Consider the following 16,380-nt stretch of genomic DNA (forward strand, 5'->3'; position numbering starts at 1 on the left):
ATGCGCCCACCCCACGGCCTTTTCATCACTTTTCAAGAGCACTTTCAGGAATAAAATGCTTACACTCTCGGCAATAAATGATATAGTTAAGGTAAAGTTTTAACATGACTCGTGAAGGGGTGGCATTCCATATGTTACAACAATACAAGAACATTCTGGTTCCCGTTGACGGTTCCAAGGCAACCCAACCAGTCTTAGAAAAAGCAATCGAAGTCGCTAAGCGCAACAAGACCCACTTAGACATTTTAAACGTGCTCGAAGTGAACCAATTTAGCGATACCTATGGCGGTGCCGTTAGTGGCGACGTCATCTACAAGCTTTCCCAAGACGTTCAGGATCGACTCGACGCCTTGAAGCAACAGGCGATTGATGCCGGGGTTCCCGACGTCAGCATTCACGTGCGGTTTGGGAATCCCAAGCCCGTTATTGCACGGGAATTCCCTGCTGACCACAAGTCCGAATTGATTGTGATCGGTTCAACTGGTTTGACGGCCGTTGAACGCTTAATGGTCGGTTCTGTAACCAACTACGTCAGCCGTTCCGCAATCTGCGACGTGCTGATCGTCAAGCCTGAAAATATCAAGTAAATTTGACCATCAACGTAAGGTCGGGACTGGTTCCCGGCCTTATTTTTGTCGAAAGGAGTTTGCCATGCACTGGTCCTACGAAATTAACCTACCCACCACGCAACCCGCACAGCCACTGCGAAAACTGCTGACGGCCTGGCTCCTACCTAGTCACCTGGTCCACGACCTGCGCATTCACCAACGCGTGCTAGTCAACGGCATGTACCGCTCCATGAACCAGCTGGTAAGCGGTGGCGAGACCGTCACGCTGACGTTTGTGCCCACGGACTTCAAGGAACCCTTCCCCGACGTCTGGCCCGACAGCGCTGCGACCGTTAGCGTGCTCTACGAAACGGCCGACCTCCTTGTCGTCAACAAGACTCGTGGCAGTAAGACCCACCCCAATTTACCCTGGGAACGCGGTACGACCTTGAATCACGTCGCCGCCTATTTGGGACCAGACGCCCCCGGGCCCTACATCCTCAGCCGGTTGGACCAAGAAACTACTGGGGCCCTCCTGATGACCAAAACGCCCGCCGTTGTGCCAATTATGGTGCGCAACATTGCCGAAAAGCGGGTTCATCGAACCTATCTGGCCTGGGTACACGGTCAGCTGACTGGTGGTGGCACCTTCACGGACCCCATTGGTCGCGACCCCGAAGACAAGCGCAAACGCCTAGTTAACGGCGTTCACGCCCAGTCCGCGGTCACCCACTACGAAGCCCTCGAACACCGGACCAGCGCCACGCTCGTCAAACTCTGGTTAGAAACCGGGCGAACCCATCAGCTACGGGTACACCTGGCCGCGGCGGGACACTCGCTGATTGGCGACCCGCTTTATGGTCCGCCCAGCAAAGACCGCTTACGGCTCCACTGTTGGCGTTTGGGATTCCCCCAACCATTTACCCTCAATCAGGGGGAAACGACCGTAACGGCCCCCGTACCTGCTGATTTTGACCAATTTCACCAAGATTAGCATTATCGTCAAAATTTGGACGATTTAGACGATTGTAGCCGTTAACCTTTTTTATTGTTATACTGAGATTAGTTGAGCGGCTTAGGGGGGATTCGATGCGTTGGCTACCACGCGTTTCTCTGATTATTTTATTGCTTCTATTAGCCATCTTATTGATCTGGGGAATTCTTAACCTACTTTAGCATCAAAAAAGTGTTACCGGACTATGCGGAGTCCAGTAACACTTTTAATTTGGGTTAGATTTCCTTGGCGTAATCTGTCCGCCTCCGGCTTCCAGGGATTCCGCCAGCTGTGGGGCACGGTTCCAGCCAAAGTACGGGCTTCCACCTCGCTTTGAAGCCACAAAAATCGCGTGTCTTCAAAGTCGTCCCATGCTGTAAACGACTAAGAGACAGTCGTTAACACCATCGACACAGCAGGCTCCATCCCTGGGTCCTGCGGCTACGATTGGCACCAAACCTAACCAATCGACTAACATACGACTTTAGCTGTACATTTTGCGAAAATACTAGTCTGATTTTCTCAAGTATGCCAACTAATTACGCAACAGTCTCATCACAATCTTATTGTGCCGTGTACCCACCGTCGACCACGAATTCCGCTCCCGTTGAGAAGGAGGACTCGTCTGAGGCTAGGTATAGAGCCATGTTGGCAATTTCATCGGCTTGGGCTAACCGCTTCATGGGGTGTAGATCTTCCAGCGATTTCCGCATTTCTGGGTAGGCGTCAACTATTGGTGTGTGAACATACCCTGGGTGAATCGAGTTGACCCGGATGGCGTACCCCTTTTCTGCGCAGTAGAGGGCCGCGGATTTGTTTAGCATCCGTACGCCACCCTTCGCTGCGTTGTAGGCAAATAGGTTAGAAATCCCAATCAATCCGGCAATGGATGACAAATTAATAATGGATCCGCCCTTGGCTTTCATGTGGGCAATGCCGTGCTTGACGCCAAACATGACGCCGTCTAAGTCGACCGAGAGAACGCGATGCCAATCAGCTTCTTCAATCTCCTCGGCGTTGTCAAAGTGTAAAATCCCCGCATTATTCATCAGGATATTGACCGCACCAAAGTTTTCTTCTGCAGCGGCAAAGACGGGTTCCCAATCCGCTTCCTTGGCAACATTCTGTTTCACAAAGATGGCTTGATCCGGACCGATTTCCTTTAAGGCTGCTTCACTGCCCTTATCGTCGATGTCCGTGATGACGACCTTGGCACCTTCACGCGCAAAGGCTTTCGCCGAAGCCAATCCAATTCCCTTGACGCCACCAGTAACAATCGCAACTTTACCTGCTAAACGAGCCATAACATTTCCTCTTCTCTTATTTAGTGAACTGCTTGAAACAGCCACAGTCTATACCGAAGAAATTGTGTGCACTAGCGAAAACGCTTTATTCTTGATTGGATAGTGCCGTAAAAGGTGTGATTGTATTGGTAGTTTAATTACTTTCTCGCTTTGACGACTGGAAATTGCGGTTGATGCCAAGTCGTCACCAGTACTTTTGGCATTTACTGAATTGGACTTTTATCGGTGTGGGCGATTTACTTTTTAGCTGTTTTGACTGGGTTTTTAGTTTTATATTTAGCCGATTAGTGTTCATAAGGTCAAATAAATAACTCCGGGCTTATGATCTGTATTTTGGTTTGGTTCGTTTGACTGGCTCTCGCCAAACTATCCCTATCCTGGCGGCCTCCGAAACGTGTTCCGCAAGGCAGCTCCCTCCGCTTAACACCATTAAGAAAATATCCCAGAGTCTTCTGCTGAAACTGCTTTGGACCGTCTGACTATCTCTCGCCATAGCATCCTGGTCCTGGCGGCCTCCGAAACGTGCTCCGCGAGCCAGACTCCTGCGCTTAACCCGGCTAAGGAAATATCCCAAGCCCGGGGATATTCCCTTAGCCACGTTAATGCTCAGAGTCTAAGCGGCTCGCTCCGCACTCTTTTCTTATACAACAAAAAAAGCCGGAGTAACCACTCTCCGACTCCCACTAGCATCATTAGAGCATTCAACATAATCACAGTTTGTAGTCAGGATAACGCTGTCACTCAAATCAGCCATAATCTCAATATGTAGTATTGAGCAATTCAAATCACTTTTAGTTAGTTAAAACTAATTGTGCCGTGAAGTTCCTCCTAATCGTAAAGATTGAGAGTAATTTCACAATGTCGAGAACCCGCAAAATCACTTTATTTTCCGACTTCCCTGAAAGATTGATTGGTATTACAAGACCTAGTATATCAGATGGGTGTAGAAATGCAAGCGTTTTCAGACAATTAGTTTATTCGAACGAAACCATTCTGTAAACGATTTTGCATGCTGACTTTGTGAATACTCCAAGGCCCCGGTTACTTCAGCTAGTCCTTCGGTAGGGCCACACTTAATTGGCCCCAATGGAGTTTCATCTGCAAAGTCAGCACCGCTTTAGCCGGTAACAATTCGTGAGCATTAGAAAAATCTAATATTCCATCTTCAGCCATGATTCGGGTATGCCCGTCTAACTGGGCCTCCCCGGGCACCGGAAAGGTCAGCGACCACCGCAGTTCCTTTGCCGTCTCCTTCAATTCAAACGTCACGATGGCCGGCTGGCGCTTGCCTAGCACGGGTAACGCTGGTGGCAAGGCCGCATCCACGATTCGACCCATATCCTTTAGCGTTATCACCGTCGCTGTGAGGGGCTCGGGTACCTTAACGAAGAGCTGAACACCCTGCTGCTGGGCTAATAAATAATTATGATAAAGCTGATATCGCAGCGCCGCACTGGGAACATTGACCAGGTCCTCAATCGTCAGATCCGCGGCATTGCTGGTTTCCCAGCCCGAGCGGATGTCGATATACAACTGCCGAAAGCCCTCGTAATCTTGATCCGCAAGGTAGCCCCCTAAGCCTAATAACATGTTTTGATAGTCATGATTAAATTTGCGGACCGCTCCCATTTGCCGGTTCAATTCCGTCGTGTACTGCTCCCGAAATTTTCGTTGATCGGTCTGAAATCGTGTGTGCTCCGTTTGTAAGTGGGTCTGCATCAGCATGTACGTGCTCAACGTCAGGCCAACCACCAGAGTGCCCGCGATGCCGCCCAGAAAAACCAGGTAGGACTCCGAGTCTTGCAGGGTTTGTAAGGAATACTCGAATAAAATGTAAATCACGCCCAGCACCGACATGAAAGCCAGAAACAGGTATTCCATTGAGCGCCCCACGATATCTTGAATCAAATTTTCCATCGGCGCTCTAGTCAGCCACAGGCCGGAGCCAATCACGGCAAAAATAATATTATTAATCACTAATTCAATCAAGGTTCCCCAGAAACTAGCGGCAAACACCTTTCCGGTCAAGGCAATCGCACCGGCAATCATCATCATATCAATGAATTCAATCAACAAATAGGCCAGCATGGTCACATCGATAAACGCCGGCAGATACTGCCATTGGTGCCGCAATCCCATCACGGCGAATTCAAAGCCTAATAGCAAAATGACGGGCAACGCCCCCAGGAGCGTGCTATGCGCCGTAAAAGGATTTAGTAGGTCGACCGTCGTATAGGCTGCCGCAATTAGCGCACAGTACAACGATGTGTGCTTCATCGGCAACAATTGTGGGAACCAATAGTATTGAAACAGGACGAACCAGAAGCTCATCGAGTAATCCGCCAGCCCCAGGCTCAATTGACTCACCGTAATCACGTGCTCATCTCCCCGGCTTCGTTAAAATCAGCGTCAGATACAGCATCCCGCGTTTCAAAGCAATCTGTAGGGCCGCATTAGGTGTCTCATCGACAATTTCTCGAACCGTGTTCAGGCCCTGACCGTGGCCCTCACCCTTGGTCGTGTACCCCGCTGTCATAAATTCATTAATCTTCGGCGGATTGGTGGTCGACACCGGATTAGCCACTGCCAGCTCAACGGCATCGGGATAATCCAACACGGCACAGTAAATAGCCGTCCGCCCAGCAACGGCGCCGGCTTCGATGGCGTTATCCAACAGAATTCCCATCACGCGCAACAATAGCACGCTGTCCATGGGCAGACTACGAATGGCAGTCGGCACTTCAAGCCGCAACGACAAACCCCGATTCTGCGCGGCCAATATTTTCTGAAAGAGCAGACTCTTTAGGGCGGGGTCGTTTAACCGTTGCAGCCCCTCCTCTTCGATGCCCGCCAGGTGGCTGGTCGCCTGCCAACGCGAATTCAGCGTTTGATAATAGGCCGTTAGCCCTTGGTAATCCTTGGCGTCCAGGTAGTCGCCCAGCCGTAACATCTGTTTTTGATAAATCTGTTTGAACTCGCGAATGGCCCGGACTTGATTGGAAATTCGCCGGTCATAACGCGTCCGCAGCAACGTTTCCTGGTACAAGGCCCGGACCCGTTGCCGGTGGAAAAAGCTTTGCAGGAAGAAAAACAGACTGGTACTGATCAACAGGATCATCACCAGTTCCACGCTCAGCGCAAACGTCATCATTGCGTGGGTGATGGCCAGCCGGTGAATGATGGTTGAGGACAATTGTGCTAGAACCCCCAGGCTGATCAGCAAGGACATGACCGTCACCTGTTCCTTCCGATTAAAGGCCAGTCGTTCCAAGTTCCCAGGTTGCAGGCGCATCCCCGTCACGGCAATCGAGAACAAACTATAGATAGCCAGTTGAAAAATGAGGCGACAGGCAATCACCAGTGGCAGTTGACTCGTGGCAAAGCCAAACAATTCAATCGTGACGGCCCGCACCACGTCGTTTACCAGCACCACGACTAAGTAAATCACGATGGTCGCGTTGACAAAAATCACCGTCATCCGCGGCCGGTGGTGCATTAAGTATAGCAGCGCGCTCAGTGGCGGCAGAATCAGGGCCCAGGATTCACCGATGACAGCCGGAATCAGGCCCCATCCAATCCACTTGAGGGGAAGTTTCCAGTTTTGTGGCCGGATGACCCCGATCCAAAGCGTGATGAACCACTGCATGGTCACGGCCAGCACCAAGTTTATCCAAAAATGTGTGTCAAAGACGTGCACGCCTGTCACCCTTTCAAGCCTTCAGATGTTTCTGCACCAGCGTTTTGACCTCATGAAAACGCCGGGTCGCCACGTCCGTTCGGTCCCCATTGGGGAAAAGCAGTTGACGATTCACTTCGTCGATGCCGCTCACGTTAGCCAAGTTGACCAGAAAACTCTTGTCCGTTCGATAAAGCTCCGGATACTGATCCGCAATTTCCTTCAGAAATCCAGGAAACTCAACCAATTGGCTGGCCGCGTGAACCGTGACCTTGTGCGGCGTCTCCGCGGTCGCCACAAAATAAACATCACCCATTGGTAGGCTAAAATTCCGGCCACCAATCATGTAACTGAAGAGGTTTTCCGTATTGCTTAAGTAATTGGTATAGCGCTCATACCCGTAATCGATATTTTCCCGGAGTTTCTGGTCGATTTGCTCGCGCCCAAGGTCCTTCACGATGAAGTCCATTGGCTCTACCTTCCGCTCAAACGTTAACAACGCCATTTCCGAGTGGGTCGTCACGAAGACGATTTCGGCGAATCCCAGTTGTTTTCTAATGGCAATGGCGGTCTCTAACCCCGACATCTGTTCAGCGGGAAATTCAATGTCTAAGAAAAATAGTGCATACTCCGGCGGGTCAATCGTCAACTGATGCAACAACTCTGCTGGACTCGCTGTCGCACAGACGACCTGCATATCATAATCATTGATCAAAATGTAACGCTGAACCACATCCGTATAATGTTTCAACTGTTCAGGATTGTCTTCACAAAGGTAAACGGCCAACACAACTATCACACCCTTTCAACTAGTCTTGCACAGTACCTATTACCCACTAATGTACCTTGAAATTGACTTGTTTGCAATCGTTTTGCGGTGCCCTCTAGGCATAAAAAAGAACCACCAGTCTTGGTAGCCCTCTTCTAAGTGGATTATTTAATTCCAGTCGGCAAATTAGCACTCCCCCAAGTTCTAACTACTCGTGTCCCTTAGGCCTCCGATAACCACTACTTACTCTTCAGCACATTGGTCAAATCTTCAAAACGCCATTAACCTAAGTGACAACTCATTCTGACGCACTGTCAGGCCGACAATATCTGATTAGATAACCAGTGGATGCCCCTCAATCATGTTAACCCGTTATTCACGTATACTTTAACCGATTGACTGGCAAAATCAGTTGCCGTAAAACTGACCTCTTCCAACTGTTACTACTTTAACATGAAACGCCTCAATAAGGGAGGAAGTCGCAAAAACGTCATTTAACGCACGTTAAAGCTTGAAAAAATCACACAATTTAATTGTGCCGTAGTGAATAAGTGATGAATCCCCCTAAAATCAGTGGGCTCGTGAAGGCGAGCACGATGTCTAGCAGGACTAACCAATACCACTTCAGTGTCGTTTTCGGCGCTGCCTGAAGTCGCGGGGCGCGCGCTGGCTTGGCCATTTTCTCATAGACGGAGGCCGTATCATCACTCGCTTTTTTCAGTCCCCGTTTCCGCCGCCGGCGAATTGTGGGGGCCTTCACATCCCGGTTGTCTTCGAGGATGACCCACTTCGCAAAGGCAAAGCACAACAGGCAGACCAGGAAGTACCAGTCGGCAATCGACATCCCCGGTATCAGGCGCCACTGCGCATAGTTGAGGTGCCCGAGTAACATAAAGATCAGGGTAAAAATCAGACCGATCCCGGTTTGTTTGACCCAATACTGTACGGATAATTTCATGAGGTGACTCCTTTTCTTTTTCCAAATCGTTCGTTAAAATGGAACTGCGGTTGGCCAGTTGGCGATGTGTTGGATCAGGCCGCTCCCGGCGGCGGGCTCAGGGTGCCCTGCTATGGGGCCGGTTCCAGCCTGAGAGGCGGTCTTCCACCTCAACTTTGAGCCTGAGAATCGGTCTCAAAGATTGTCCCGTGGACTAACCTGAGCAAATCACTCAGCTAAGTCCACCGACACAGCTGGGCACCCTGGCCCGCCTCTGGTCGCTGAGACTAGCCAATCATTGTCAGCTGGCTGAACCACGTAGCGTTTTACTATTCATGTTCTCGACTAACTGATTCGCTTCACAGAAGATTACGCCAATATTAAACAAGCTGGCCCCCTTGAGCACGATTCGTTGACGTGCTAAACCAGTGTCAGCCGCAAATCTAGGAAAACTGAGACCATCTAGGTCGTTGTTAGTGACCAGAGGCAGATCAAAGTGATCGGCTGTGTCGGTGGTCTTGACCTCAATCTCAATTAACCAACCGCCAGATAAGGCGAATCAATAGCCCAGACAACCGATGCACAGAACGGAACGAGCTAAATCCATGTCAGCCACCGGTCTGGGAAAACTGGGCCGGTCGTGGAAGTGACCAGAGGTGAGCCAAGGCGACCAGCTGTATCGATGGTCTTAACTGAGCGAACTTTCTCAGTTTAGAGCATGGGACAACCTTTGAGACCGCCTTTTGGCTCAAAGTTGAGGTTCCAGACCGCCCTTTGGCTGGAACCGGCCCCACAGCAGGGCGCCTTGAGCTCACCGCCGGGAACGGACGCGGCCAGGACCAGTTTTCACCAGACCGGCAATGCGCAACAAATAAATATGTAAATTGAGGTGATACGATGGCAGGAGACTTTAACCCCATCACAGCGGCCGGCTACCGAGAGCTGCAAACAAAAATTGCGGCCCTCGAAGCCGACCGTCCCGAAAAGATTGCGATTCTAGCTGAGGCCCGGGCGCACGGGGACCTTTCAGAAAACGCGGAATATTCCGCCGCTAAACGAGACCTACGCCACCTAGAAAGTCAGCTGCGGTTCTTCAATAAACAGCTCCAGTATGCCAAGGTCGTCAACCCCGCCGCTAACGACCAGGTCGAGCTCGGCAAGTGGGTCACCGTGACCTTTATGGATGACGATGACCAGGCCGTTTACCAACTGGTTGGCACTCAAGAAGCCGACCTCGAGGCAGGGAAAATCACCCGGGTGTCGCCGCTGGGCAAGGCCCTACTGGGACATCATCCTGGCGAAACGGTCACTATTCAGGCGCCCAACGCCAGTTACGACGTGCAAATCGTTGCCGTCGACCTTGAACGTCCCTTATCCCATTAGTAGTATACCATGTTAAACGCACCGCATCGGCCGCCTAGCGCGACAGGCCGGTGCGTTTTTTATTTTGCGCCGTAAACTGGCAACAAAATTTCATCAATCATTTCCGTCTGGGCGGCGACGGTCAACGTCTGCTGCCCAATGACTTCGTTTAACAATAGAATACCCGGCAAATTAATGACCCGGTCAGACCACTCGCGTTGGGGAATATCCCCCCGGTCGGCTGCCCGGACCAATAGCGGCCGCAGGAAGGTTTTCAACGTGTCGGTGGTGTTAGCCCGACTCAGTAACTCCCCTAACTCCAGGTTACGCAACCGATCGGCCAACAATCCCCGCAGTGTTTCCCCGTTCAATCGGTCCAAAAAGGCCGCCATCTGGCCAAACAGGGCAAATAGGTCGCTACGCAGGCTCCCAGTGTCTGGCACCTGATAGTCCGGCAACTCACCGAACTTGATCAGCGCCGCAATCATGAGATGGGCCTTGTCGGGCCACCGCCGATACAACACCGTCTTGGTGGTCGCCGCCGCTGCCGCCACACCTTCAATCGTGGCATTTTGATAACCCTTTTCCTGTAATTGTTCCCAAGCCGCGGTCAGGATGGCATTTTCTAGGTCGGCCCCGCGCCGTCGTTTTTTATTTTCTGGCATAAATGCATCGTTCTCCCTTGTTTTTCACCGAGGTAGGGTGTAGTATTCTCAAATATAAGATACGGCCGTATCTAATTTAAGAAGTCAGGTGATTCGTATGACCCAAAAGCCTTCAACGAAAAACATTATTCAAATCGCGCTGTTCCTAGTGGTCGGGGCCATTGCCCCACTACTCGACACCACCATGACCAACGTTGCCTTAGCCACTATTATGCAGTCGTTGCACGTTTCCGTCAACGCCGTTCAGTGGGTCACCACCAGTTACGTGCTGGCCATGGGTATCACCGTCCCCATCGCAGGTTGGGCAACCAACTGGTTCGACGGCAAACGCCTGTACCTCTCCGCACTCGTCGTCTTTCTCCTAGGCTCGATTCTGTCTAGCTGGGCAACGACGCTCCCGCTCCTAGTCATTGGCCGTATCATCCAGGGTGCCGCGGCCGGCGTCGTGGTCCCACTGATTACCACCCTGATTGTACAGGTCGCTGGTAGCCAGGGCCTGGGCAAATTGATGGCCATCGTGGGCATGCCCGCCGTGTTGATCCCAATCCTGGGGCCAACCGTGGGCGGTTACCTGATTGAAGCGGGCAACTGGCACTGGATTTTTCTCATCAACATCCCCATTGTCCTGCTTTCTCTCGCCCTCTTGTGGTGGAAAATGCCTAACTTTCCGGCAAGCAAACGGGGCAAGCACCTCGACCTGCCCAGCTTGAGTCTGCTGGCGGGCCTGTTCACCGCCGCCATCATTGGCATTACGCGTTTCAGTACCGGCGCCACTTTCACATCGGCCAAGGTGTTAACGCCACTCTTGTTGGCACTCGCCCTCCTAATCGGTTACATTCTCTACGCTTGGTACCGACCTAACCAAGCGCTGATCAGCCTGGCCCTCTTCAAGTCGCCAACCTTCGACGCCTCGGCCATCATCCTAATGTTGTCCGGGATTGCCGTGAATGGTGCTATGTTCCTGTTGCCCCTTTACCTGCAAAATACCCGCGGCCTCAGCGTAGTTTGGTCCGGAACCTATCTGATTGCGCAGGGACTGGGTCTCTTGGTTTCCCGCAGCCAAATTGGCAAACTGACCGACAACATCGGTGCTCGCTGGGTCGTCCTCGCCGCCATCCTCGTCGCCATCGCCGGAACGCTCCCCTTCGTCTTCTTCACGGCGCAGACGCCAACTTGGCTCCTCTTGGCGGTTCTCTTTATCCGCGGAATTGGGCAAGGCGGCCTGACCATTCCGGTGATGGCCGATAGCTATACCGGTTTGCCGAAAAATCTGATTGCGGAAGCGACCACGGCCTCCCGGATGCTCCAAAATATCGGTGGCGCCATGGGGACCGCGGTCCTCGCCACCATCATCCAACACGAACTTCCCAGCGTCGGCCTCAATGCAGCCTACCAGACCGCCTTCATGTGGTCAGTTGGGTTTATCGCCGTTACGGCCTTGCCCGCTTGGTTCTTAAGTCATGGCGTGGCGAAGCGCTAGGTGAATTGCACTGTAAAATATCGATTCAAAAAGGTACCCCGACAAAACCAGCCCCACTGGCCTGTCGCGGTACCTTTGCATTTTAAAAAAAATAAGCCTTCCCTCTAACTTTAGCAGGTTAGGGAAGACTCGCTCCATGAGTCAATCTTGATCAGTTACCGTTGTCTCAACGGCTAGCTTTCACAGACTAGACCGGTGTTTAACAGACACGGGCCTTTTCTGATGGCTATAGTCTACCATGTTCACCCAAGGTTTACCAACAAATACCCCATCAATTTTTACTGATAAATCAGCTTCAGGCTCTTCAAGTCCCCGCGCGATAACCGGGTCTGACCGTGAGCAATGGGATACATCACCGACTTGCGCGACTTACTGTGGTCTAAGCCCAGCGCGTGCCCCAGTTCATGGACGGCCACGGCATCCGTATAGGCGGCTGAATAATCGCCATTGAGGCTAGCCTCCGCATGATTTTCACTGTCGGTACCCCAGCCATCATTCGTCTGAATGATTTCGGGACCCCCGTGACCCAGCTCCACCGTTGCGGCCTGTTTGGCCATCTTCTTGTGATACACAGAAAAGGTGATCTGGTTATGACCCGCGCCCGACCAGCCCGAATTTTCAACTAAATGCACGATACCCGTCTGATTATAGACCTGAACGGCGTCGGCAAAGACTTGCTTACCGTCCGCCGGTAGCTGGTCGCTGAACCGGTAATAATACGTTTTCGACAGGCCCACGCCCTGCACGATATCCACGATGGGCGTGGCGTCCTTGGGCACCTTCACGGATGCCGCGTGCGTAATCGTTGGGTCCTGCGGTGATCCAAGGGCGTTGCCACCCCGAATCTGATCGATGGCCGCGGTTAATTGTGGCAACCGTCCACTCCGATACCCCAACCCGATTAACAATAATCCCACTAATATACCTAATACTAAAACCCGACCTCGACGCATACCGTCGTCCCCTATCCATTTCCAGTTCGGTCGCGGACCATGATTCCCCGCCGTGACCAGTTATGCCATTAACCAGTTATACCACACTACTTTCCGGAATCATAGCGTCTCAACCAAAAAGGCACCCGCCCAGTCCAAATGGACCAGGTAGCTGCCTCATCAACCCGATTTAGGTGACCAATTACGGATAGATCCTAACTATTTTTACGTAAATCCGTAATAAATTGGAACAGATTATCACGGTCCTCTGGTGCCAGCTTGCCCAATGGTGGTCGTTGCATCATATAGTCTGTCGCTAGCACATATGCCCGGTGCACATCTACATACGAAGCCTTACTTAGCCCTGCTTCGCGCCAGAATTCGAGTGGAAAATAGCGTTTTTGAATCTGCACTGACTTTTCCGCATACTTACTGGTTATCTTATAGAACGCAGCTTCCTGGCCATCCATCATGACGACCAGTGCTGGCCGTGTCTTAAATGATTTGCCGTCATCATACGGGACCTCAGCAATCACCACATCCATGAGGTGAAACTGTCCCTCACTCGTCATCTTCAGCCATCCAAGCCGCAAAATTAGGCGATTTAGCAGCATCGACAGTCCCATCTGGCTTAAATTCAACCTTTTCGACGGAGCCCTCAGCGACAAGGTTCGCCCAATCAAGAGCCGTTGGTGTCTTTTTGATACTAATCTCATCATTTTCTGTAAGGCTAACTTGTAATGTATTTCCACCAGTCAAATTTATTTTTTTACGAATATCTGCCGGAATCACAATTTGGCCCTTAGGAGAAACTTTCACCTCAAAGGTTCGATTGACTAAATCTCGCTTAATCTTTTCCATAACAATTAGCTCCTTTGGCCCATCCTGACAATCTTCACTTTACCGTTTGACGTTTTACATCATACTAACATACTGTAGGCCATTGTACCTTGTTGTCGGCTTTATTTCACCCTTTACGCTTGCTTCCACCTGATAGCCACCGATGTCCTTCAGAATTCACCAAAAAAGGCACCCGCCCAGTCCAAATGGACCAGGTAGGTGCCTCATCAAACAGTTTTAAGTTACTTCAGTGGCTTCCATTGCCAGTTGTTAACTTCTGGCAAGTCAGTCCCGACCTCACGGATGTAAGCCGTGTGCTTAGCAACCATGTCGTCCATGCGTTGGATAAAGTAGGCGCCCTTAACAGCGTATTCTTTAATGTCGCTGACGGCTTCCTTGGCCAAGTCATAACGGTCCAGTTGGTTCAAGACCCGCATGTCAAATGGTGTCGTAATGTCACCATTTTCACGGTAACCATGAACGTGAACGTTGTGGTTGTGACGGTCGAAGAAGAGATCCTTGATCAAGCCTTCAAAGCCATGGAAGGCAAAGATAACGGGCTTGTCAGTCGTGAACAGACGGTCGAATTCTTCGTCAGAAATCCCCCGTGGGTCCAACTTAGGTGAACGCAACTTCAAAAGATCAACCACGTTAATGAAGCGGATCTTCATTTCAGGGAATTCGTCATGCAACAATGAAATTGCGGCTAATGATTCCCAAGTTGGTTCAGTCCCAGCAGCAGCGAAGACAATGTCAGGTTCTTGACCTTGATCAGTTGAAGCCCAGTCAACGTAGCCTAAACCATTGTTAACCAAGTTCGTAGCTTCATCAATGGAGAACCATTGTGGACGTGGGTGCTTAGACGTCACAATGACGTTGATCTTGTTGCGGCTCTGGAAGGCCACGTTACCGACAGCCAACAGGGTGTTGGCATCGGCTGGCAGGTATTCACGGATAAATTCAGGCTTCTTTTCAGCCAAGTGGGTCAGCATACCTGGATCTTGGTGGGTGTACCCGTTGTGGTCTTGCTGGAAGACAGTCGACGTGTCAACGAAGTTCAATGATGGGTAATCATTGCGCCAGTCTTGTTCAACGGCCTTGCGTAACCACTTCATGTGTTGCGTCAACATAGAGTCAACGACCCGACCGAAGGATTCGTAGGTGGCGAAGAAACCATGACGACCAGTCAAGACGTAACCTTCCAACCAGCCTTCAGCTTGGTGTTCGGAAAGTTGTGAATCAATGATCCGGCCTTCGTGGGCCATGTTTTCATCGTTTGGTTCATGAATGTCTTCCATCCATTGACGCTTCCCGTAATCGAGGGCAGCGTACAACCGGTTGGACTTCGTTTCATCAGGACCAAAGCCCCGGAAGTTATTCGGGTTCAACTTCATGACGTCAGCCAGATAATCGGACCAAACTAACATGTCTTGCGCAATCGTCTTACCGTGTTCAGTGGTGTCGACGGCGTACTTCTTGTAGTCAGGGAGCTTCAATGGTTCTGGCTTGATCCCACCATTTGTGATTGGGTTCATTGCCATCCGTTGTTCGCCCTTAGGCGCCATGTCACGGATTTCTTGCTTAACAGAACCGTCTTCGTTGAAGAGTTCCTCTGGCTTGTAAGACTTCAACCAGTTGACCAACATGTCGGCGTGTTCCATGTCGCCAGCGGCAACAGGAATTGGCACTTGGTGGGCACGGAAGGAGCCTTCGATTGGGTTGCCATCCAAGTCGGCCTTAGGACCAGTCCAGCCCTTAGGGGAACGGAAGATGATCATTGGCCAGTTTGGCAATGAATCGTCGTTGTTTTCACGAGCATGCTTTTGGATAGCCTTGATCTTTTCGATGGCCGTATCCATGGTCTTAGCCATGTCTTCGTGAACCCGCGTGAAGTCTTTTTCGTTTTCGTCAATTTCAACAAAGTGTGGATCCCAGCCCATACCTTCGAAGTACTTGGTCAAGTCTTCGTCGGACATCCGTGACAGGATGGTTGGGTTAGAAATCTTGAACCCGTTCATGTTGATGATTGGTAATACCGCACCATCTTTGATTGGGTTAATGAACTTGTCCGAGAACCATGAAGTGGCCAATGGACCAGTTTCAGCTTCACCATCACCGATTTCAACAGCGGCAATGACGTCTGGGTTGTCGAGGATTGCCCCGGTCCCATGAGAAAGACTGTAACCGAGTTCCCCACCTTCATGAATAGAACCTGGTGTCTCAGGAGCAGCGTGAGAAGCCACACCACCTGGGAAGGAGAATTGCTTGAATAAACGCTTCAATCCAGCTTCGTCTTGAGAAATGTTTGGATAAATTTCACTGTAACTACCATCAAGATATGAGTTAGAAACCATCACTTGGCCACCGTGACCTGAACCTTCAATATAGAACATGTTCAAGTCATACTTTAAAATAGCCCGGTTTAAGTGAGCATAAATAAAGTTTTGAGAAACAATCGTCCCCCAGTGACCAATTGGTTTAATCTTTACATCGTCAGAGGTTAAATCACGCTTCAATAATGGGTTGTCACGCAAAAATAACTGACCAACTGACAAGTAATTTGCTGCACGCCAATACTTGTCAACGCCTTCCAAGTAGGACTTGGAATCGAAGTCTGCATTTGCCATGTAATTAACACTCCTTCTGTGAATTCGTAACGACATCGTTATCTAATGGTTAGAAAACGCGTAAAATTTATCTCGTAGTGACTACCGGGATGCTTTTTACAGCCTCTATCATAGGCTGATTTTTATAAAAGTCAACCTTTTTGACAATTGGACCGTATCAATTTGATAAAAACGTGGACCAAAGCTTCAGAAATGGCATAGCCAATTTTTTCACTTCCTGCGGTGAACCCAAGATTTTCTGCTCTA

The 16,380-nt window shown here is 50.5% G+C and carries 14 protein-coding genes; 4 read left to right on the forward strand and 10 right to left on the reverse strand.

Annotated features, from left to right (window positions below):
* Window positions 1-131 precede the first annotated feature (131 nt).
* Both EKM84_RS07975 and EKM84_RS07980 read left to right on the forward strand, forming a co-directional pair.
* On the forward strand, window positions 132-587 hold the full coding sequence (locus tag EKM84_RS07975; protein WP_125765236.1) for a universal stress protein: 456 nt from the start codon (window positions 132-134) through the stop codon (window positions 585-587).
* Between the two features lie 64 nt (window positions 588-651).
* Window positions 652-1,542, forward strand: coding sequence for an RluA family pseudouridine synthase (locus EKM84_RS07980; RefSeq protein ID WP_125765237.1), 891 nt, complete (start codon window positions 652-654; stop codon window positions 1,540-1,542).
* Between the two features lie 563 nt (window positions 1,543-2,105).
* On the opposite strand, the gene EKM84_RS07985 is transcribed toward EKM84_RS07980, so the two are convergent.
* The 5 genes from EKM84_RS07985 to EKM84_RS08005 all read right to left on the reverse strand — a co-directional run bounded on the left by EKM84_RS07985 (window position 2,106) and on the right by EKM84_RS08005 (window position 8,249).
* Window positions 2,106-2,846, reverse strand: a complete 741-nt coding sequence (locus EKM84_RS07985; protein ID WP_125765238.1) for a glucose 1-dehydrogenase — start codon at window positions 2,844-2,846, stop codon at window positions 2,106-2,108.
* Between the two features lie 1,050 nt (window positions 2,847-3,896).
* Window positions 3,897-5,222: a sensor histidine kinase gene (locus EKM84_RS07990; RefSeq protein ID WP_125765239.1), complete on the reverse strand. Its 1,326-nt coding sequence runs from the start codon at window positions 5,220-5,222 to the stop codon at window positions 3,897-3,899.
* A 4-nt stretch (window positions 5,223-5,226) separates the two neighbouring features.
* The gene (locus EKM84_RS07995) at window positions 5,227-6,543 is read right to left on the reverse strand and encodes a GHKL domain-containing protein (protein WP_225418173.1); all 1,317 of its coding nucleotides are present in this window, start codon (window positions 6,541-6,543) and stop codon (window positions 5,227-5,229) included.
* A gap of 13 nt (window positions 6,544-6,556) precedes the next feature.
* The gene (locus EKM84_RS08000; protein ID WP_125765328.1) at window positions 6,557-7,312 is read right to left on the reverse strand and encodes a response regulator transcription factor; all 756 of its coding nucleotides are present in this window, start codon (window positions 7,310-7,312) and stop codon (window positions 6,557-6,559) included.
* A 508-nt stretch (window positions 7,313-7,820) separates the two neighbouring features.
* Complete coding sequence (locus EKM84_RS08005) at window positions 7,821-8,249, reverse strand: hypothetical protein (protein ID WP_125765241.1); 429 nt, start codon at window positions 8,247-8,249, stop codon at window positions 7,821-7,823.
* 876 nt (window positions 8,250-9,125) lie between these two features.
* Here EKM84_RS08005 and greA point away from each other — a divergent pair.
* Window positions 9,126-9,611: a transcription elongation factor GreA gene (gene greA, locus EKM84_RS08010; protein ID WP_125765242.1), complete on the forward strand. Its 486-nt coding sequence runs from the start codon at window positions 9,126-9,128 to the stop codon at window positions 9,609-9,611.
* A 59-nt stretch (window positions 9,612-9,670) separates the two neighbouring features.
* Here the strand turns inward: greA and EKM84_RS08015 are convergent, their stop codons facing one another.
* Complete coding sequence (locus EKM84_RS08015) at window positions 9,671-10,255, reverse strand: TetR/AcrR family transcriptional regulator (protein ID WP_125765243.1); 585 nt, start codon at window positions 10,253-10,255, stop codon at window positions 9,671-9,673.
* Between the two features lie 97 nt (window positions 10,256-10,352).
* Between EKM84_RS08015 and EKM84_RS08020 the strand changes: the two genes are divergently transcribed.
* A complete protein-coding gene (locus EKM84_RS08020) occupies window positions 10,353-11,735 on the forward strand; it encodes an MDR family MFS transporter (protein ID WP_125765244.1) in 1,383 nt (460 codons plus the stop codon).
* A 278-nt stretch (window positions 11,736-12,013) separates the two neighbouring features.
* Here the strand turns inward: EKM84_RS08020 and EKM84_RS08025 are convergent, their stop codons facing one another.
* The 4 genes from EKM84_RS08025 to EKM84_RS08040 form a co-directional block, all read right to left on the reverse strand.
* Window positions 12,014-12,688, reverse strand: a complete 675-nt coding sequence (locus tag EKM84_RS08025) for a matrixin family metalloprotease (protein ID WP_125765245.1) — start codon at window positions 12,686-12,688, stop codon at window positions 12,014-12,016.
* Between the two features lie 194 nt (window positions 12,689-12,882).
* Window positions 12,883-13,239: a hypothetical protein gene (locus EKM84_RS08030; protein ID WP_125765246.1), complete on the reverse strand. Its 357-nt coding sequence runs from the start codon at window positions 13,237-13,239 to the stop codon at window positions 12,883-12,885.
* Entirely contained in the window at window positions 13,229-13,528 is a 300-nt protein-coding gene (locus EKM84_RS08035; protein ID WP_125765247.1) for an AbrB/MazE/SpoVT family DNA-binding domain-containing protein, read from the reverse strand. Before EKM84_RS08035 ends, EKM84_RS08030 begins: the two co-directional genes overlap by 11 nt.
* A gap of 221 nt (window positions 13,529-13,749) precedes the next feature.
* Window positions 13,750-16,134: a phosphoketolase family protein gene (locus EKM84_RS08040; protein ID WP_125765248.1), complete on the reverse strand. Its 2,385-nt coding sequence runs from the start codon at window positions 16,132-16,134 to the stop codon at window positions 13,750-13,752.
* Between the last annotated feature and the right edge of the window lie 246 nt (window positions 16,135-16,380).

The sequence above is a fragment of the Levilactobacillus mulengensis genome (assembly GCF_003946045.1).
In the GTDB taxonomy this organism is placed as follows: domain Bacteria; phylum Bacillota; class Bacilli; order Lactobacillales; family Lactobacillaceae; genus Levilactobacillus; species Levilactobacillus mulengensis.

Bases quoted from the DNA above. Each gene is read 5' to 3' on its own strand.
- EKM84_RS07975 (WP_125765236.1), top strand. From the start codon at position 132: ATGTTACAACAATACAAGAACATTCTGGTTCCCGTTGACGGTTCCAAG.
- EKM84_RS07980 (WP_125765237.1), top strand. From the start codon at position 652: ATGCACTGGTCCTACGAAATTAACCTACCCACCACGCAACCCGCACAG.
- EKM84_RS07985 (WP_125765238.1), bottom strand. From the start codon at position 2,846: ATGGCTCGTTTAGCAGGTAAAGTTGCGATTGTTACTGGTGGCGTCAAG.
- EKM84_RS08005 (WP_125765241.1), bottom strand. From the start codon at position 8,249: ATGAAATTATCCGTACAGTATTGGGTCAAACAAACCGGGATCGGTCTG.
- greA (WP_125765242.1), top strand. From the start codon at position 9,126: ATGGCAGGAGACTTTAACCCCATCACAGCGGCCGGCTACCGAGAGCTG.
- EKM84_RS08015 (WP_125765243.1), bottom strand. From the start codon at position 10,255: ATGCCAGAAAATAAAAAACGACGGCGCGGGGCCGACCTAGAAAATGCC.
- EKM84_RS08020 (WP_125765244.1), top strand. From the start codon at position 10,353: ATGACCCAAAAGCCTTCAACGAAAAACATTATTCAAATCGCGCTGTTC.
- EKM84_RS08025 (WP_125765245.1), bottom strand. From the start codon at position 12,688: ATGCGTCGAGGTCGGGTTTTAGTATTAGGTATATTAGTGGGATTATTG.
- EKM84_RS08030 (WP_125765246.1), bottom strand. From the start codon at position 13,239: ATGACGAGTGAGGGACAGTTTCACCTCATGGATGTGGTGATTGCTGAG.
- EKM84_RS08035 (WP_125765247.1), bottom strand. From the start codon at position 13,528: ATGGAAAAGATTAAGCGAGATTTAGTCAATCGAACCTTTGAGGTGAAA.
- EKM84_RS08040 (WP_125765248.1), bottom strand. From the start codon at position 16,134: ATGGCAAATGCAGACTTCGATTCCAAGTCCTACTTGGAAGGCGTTGAC.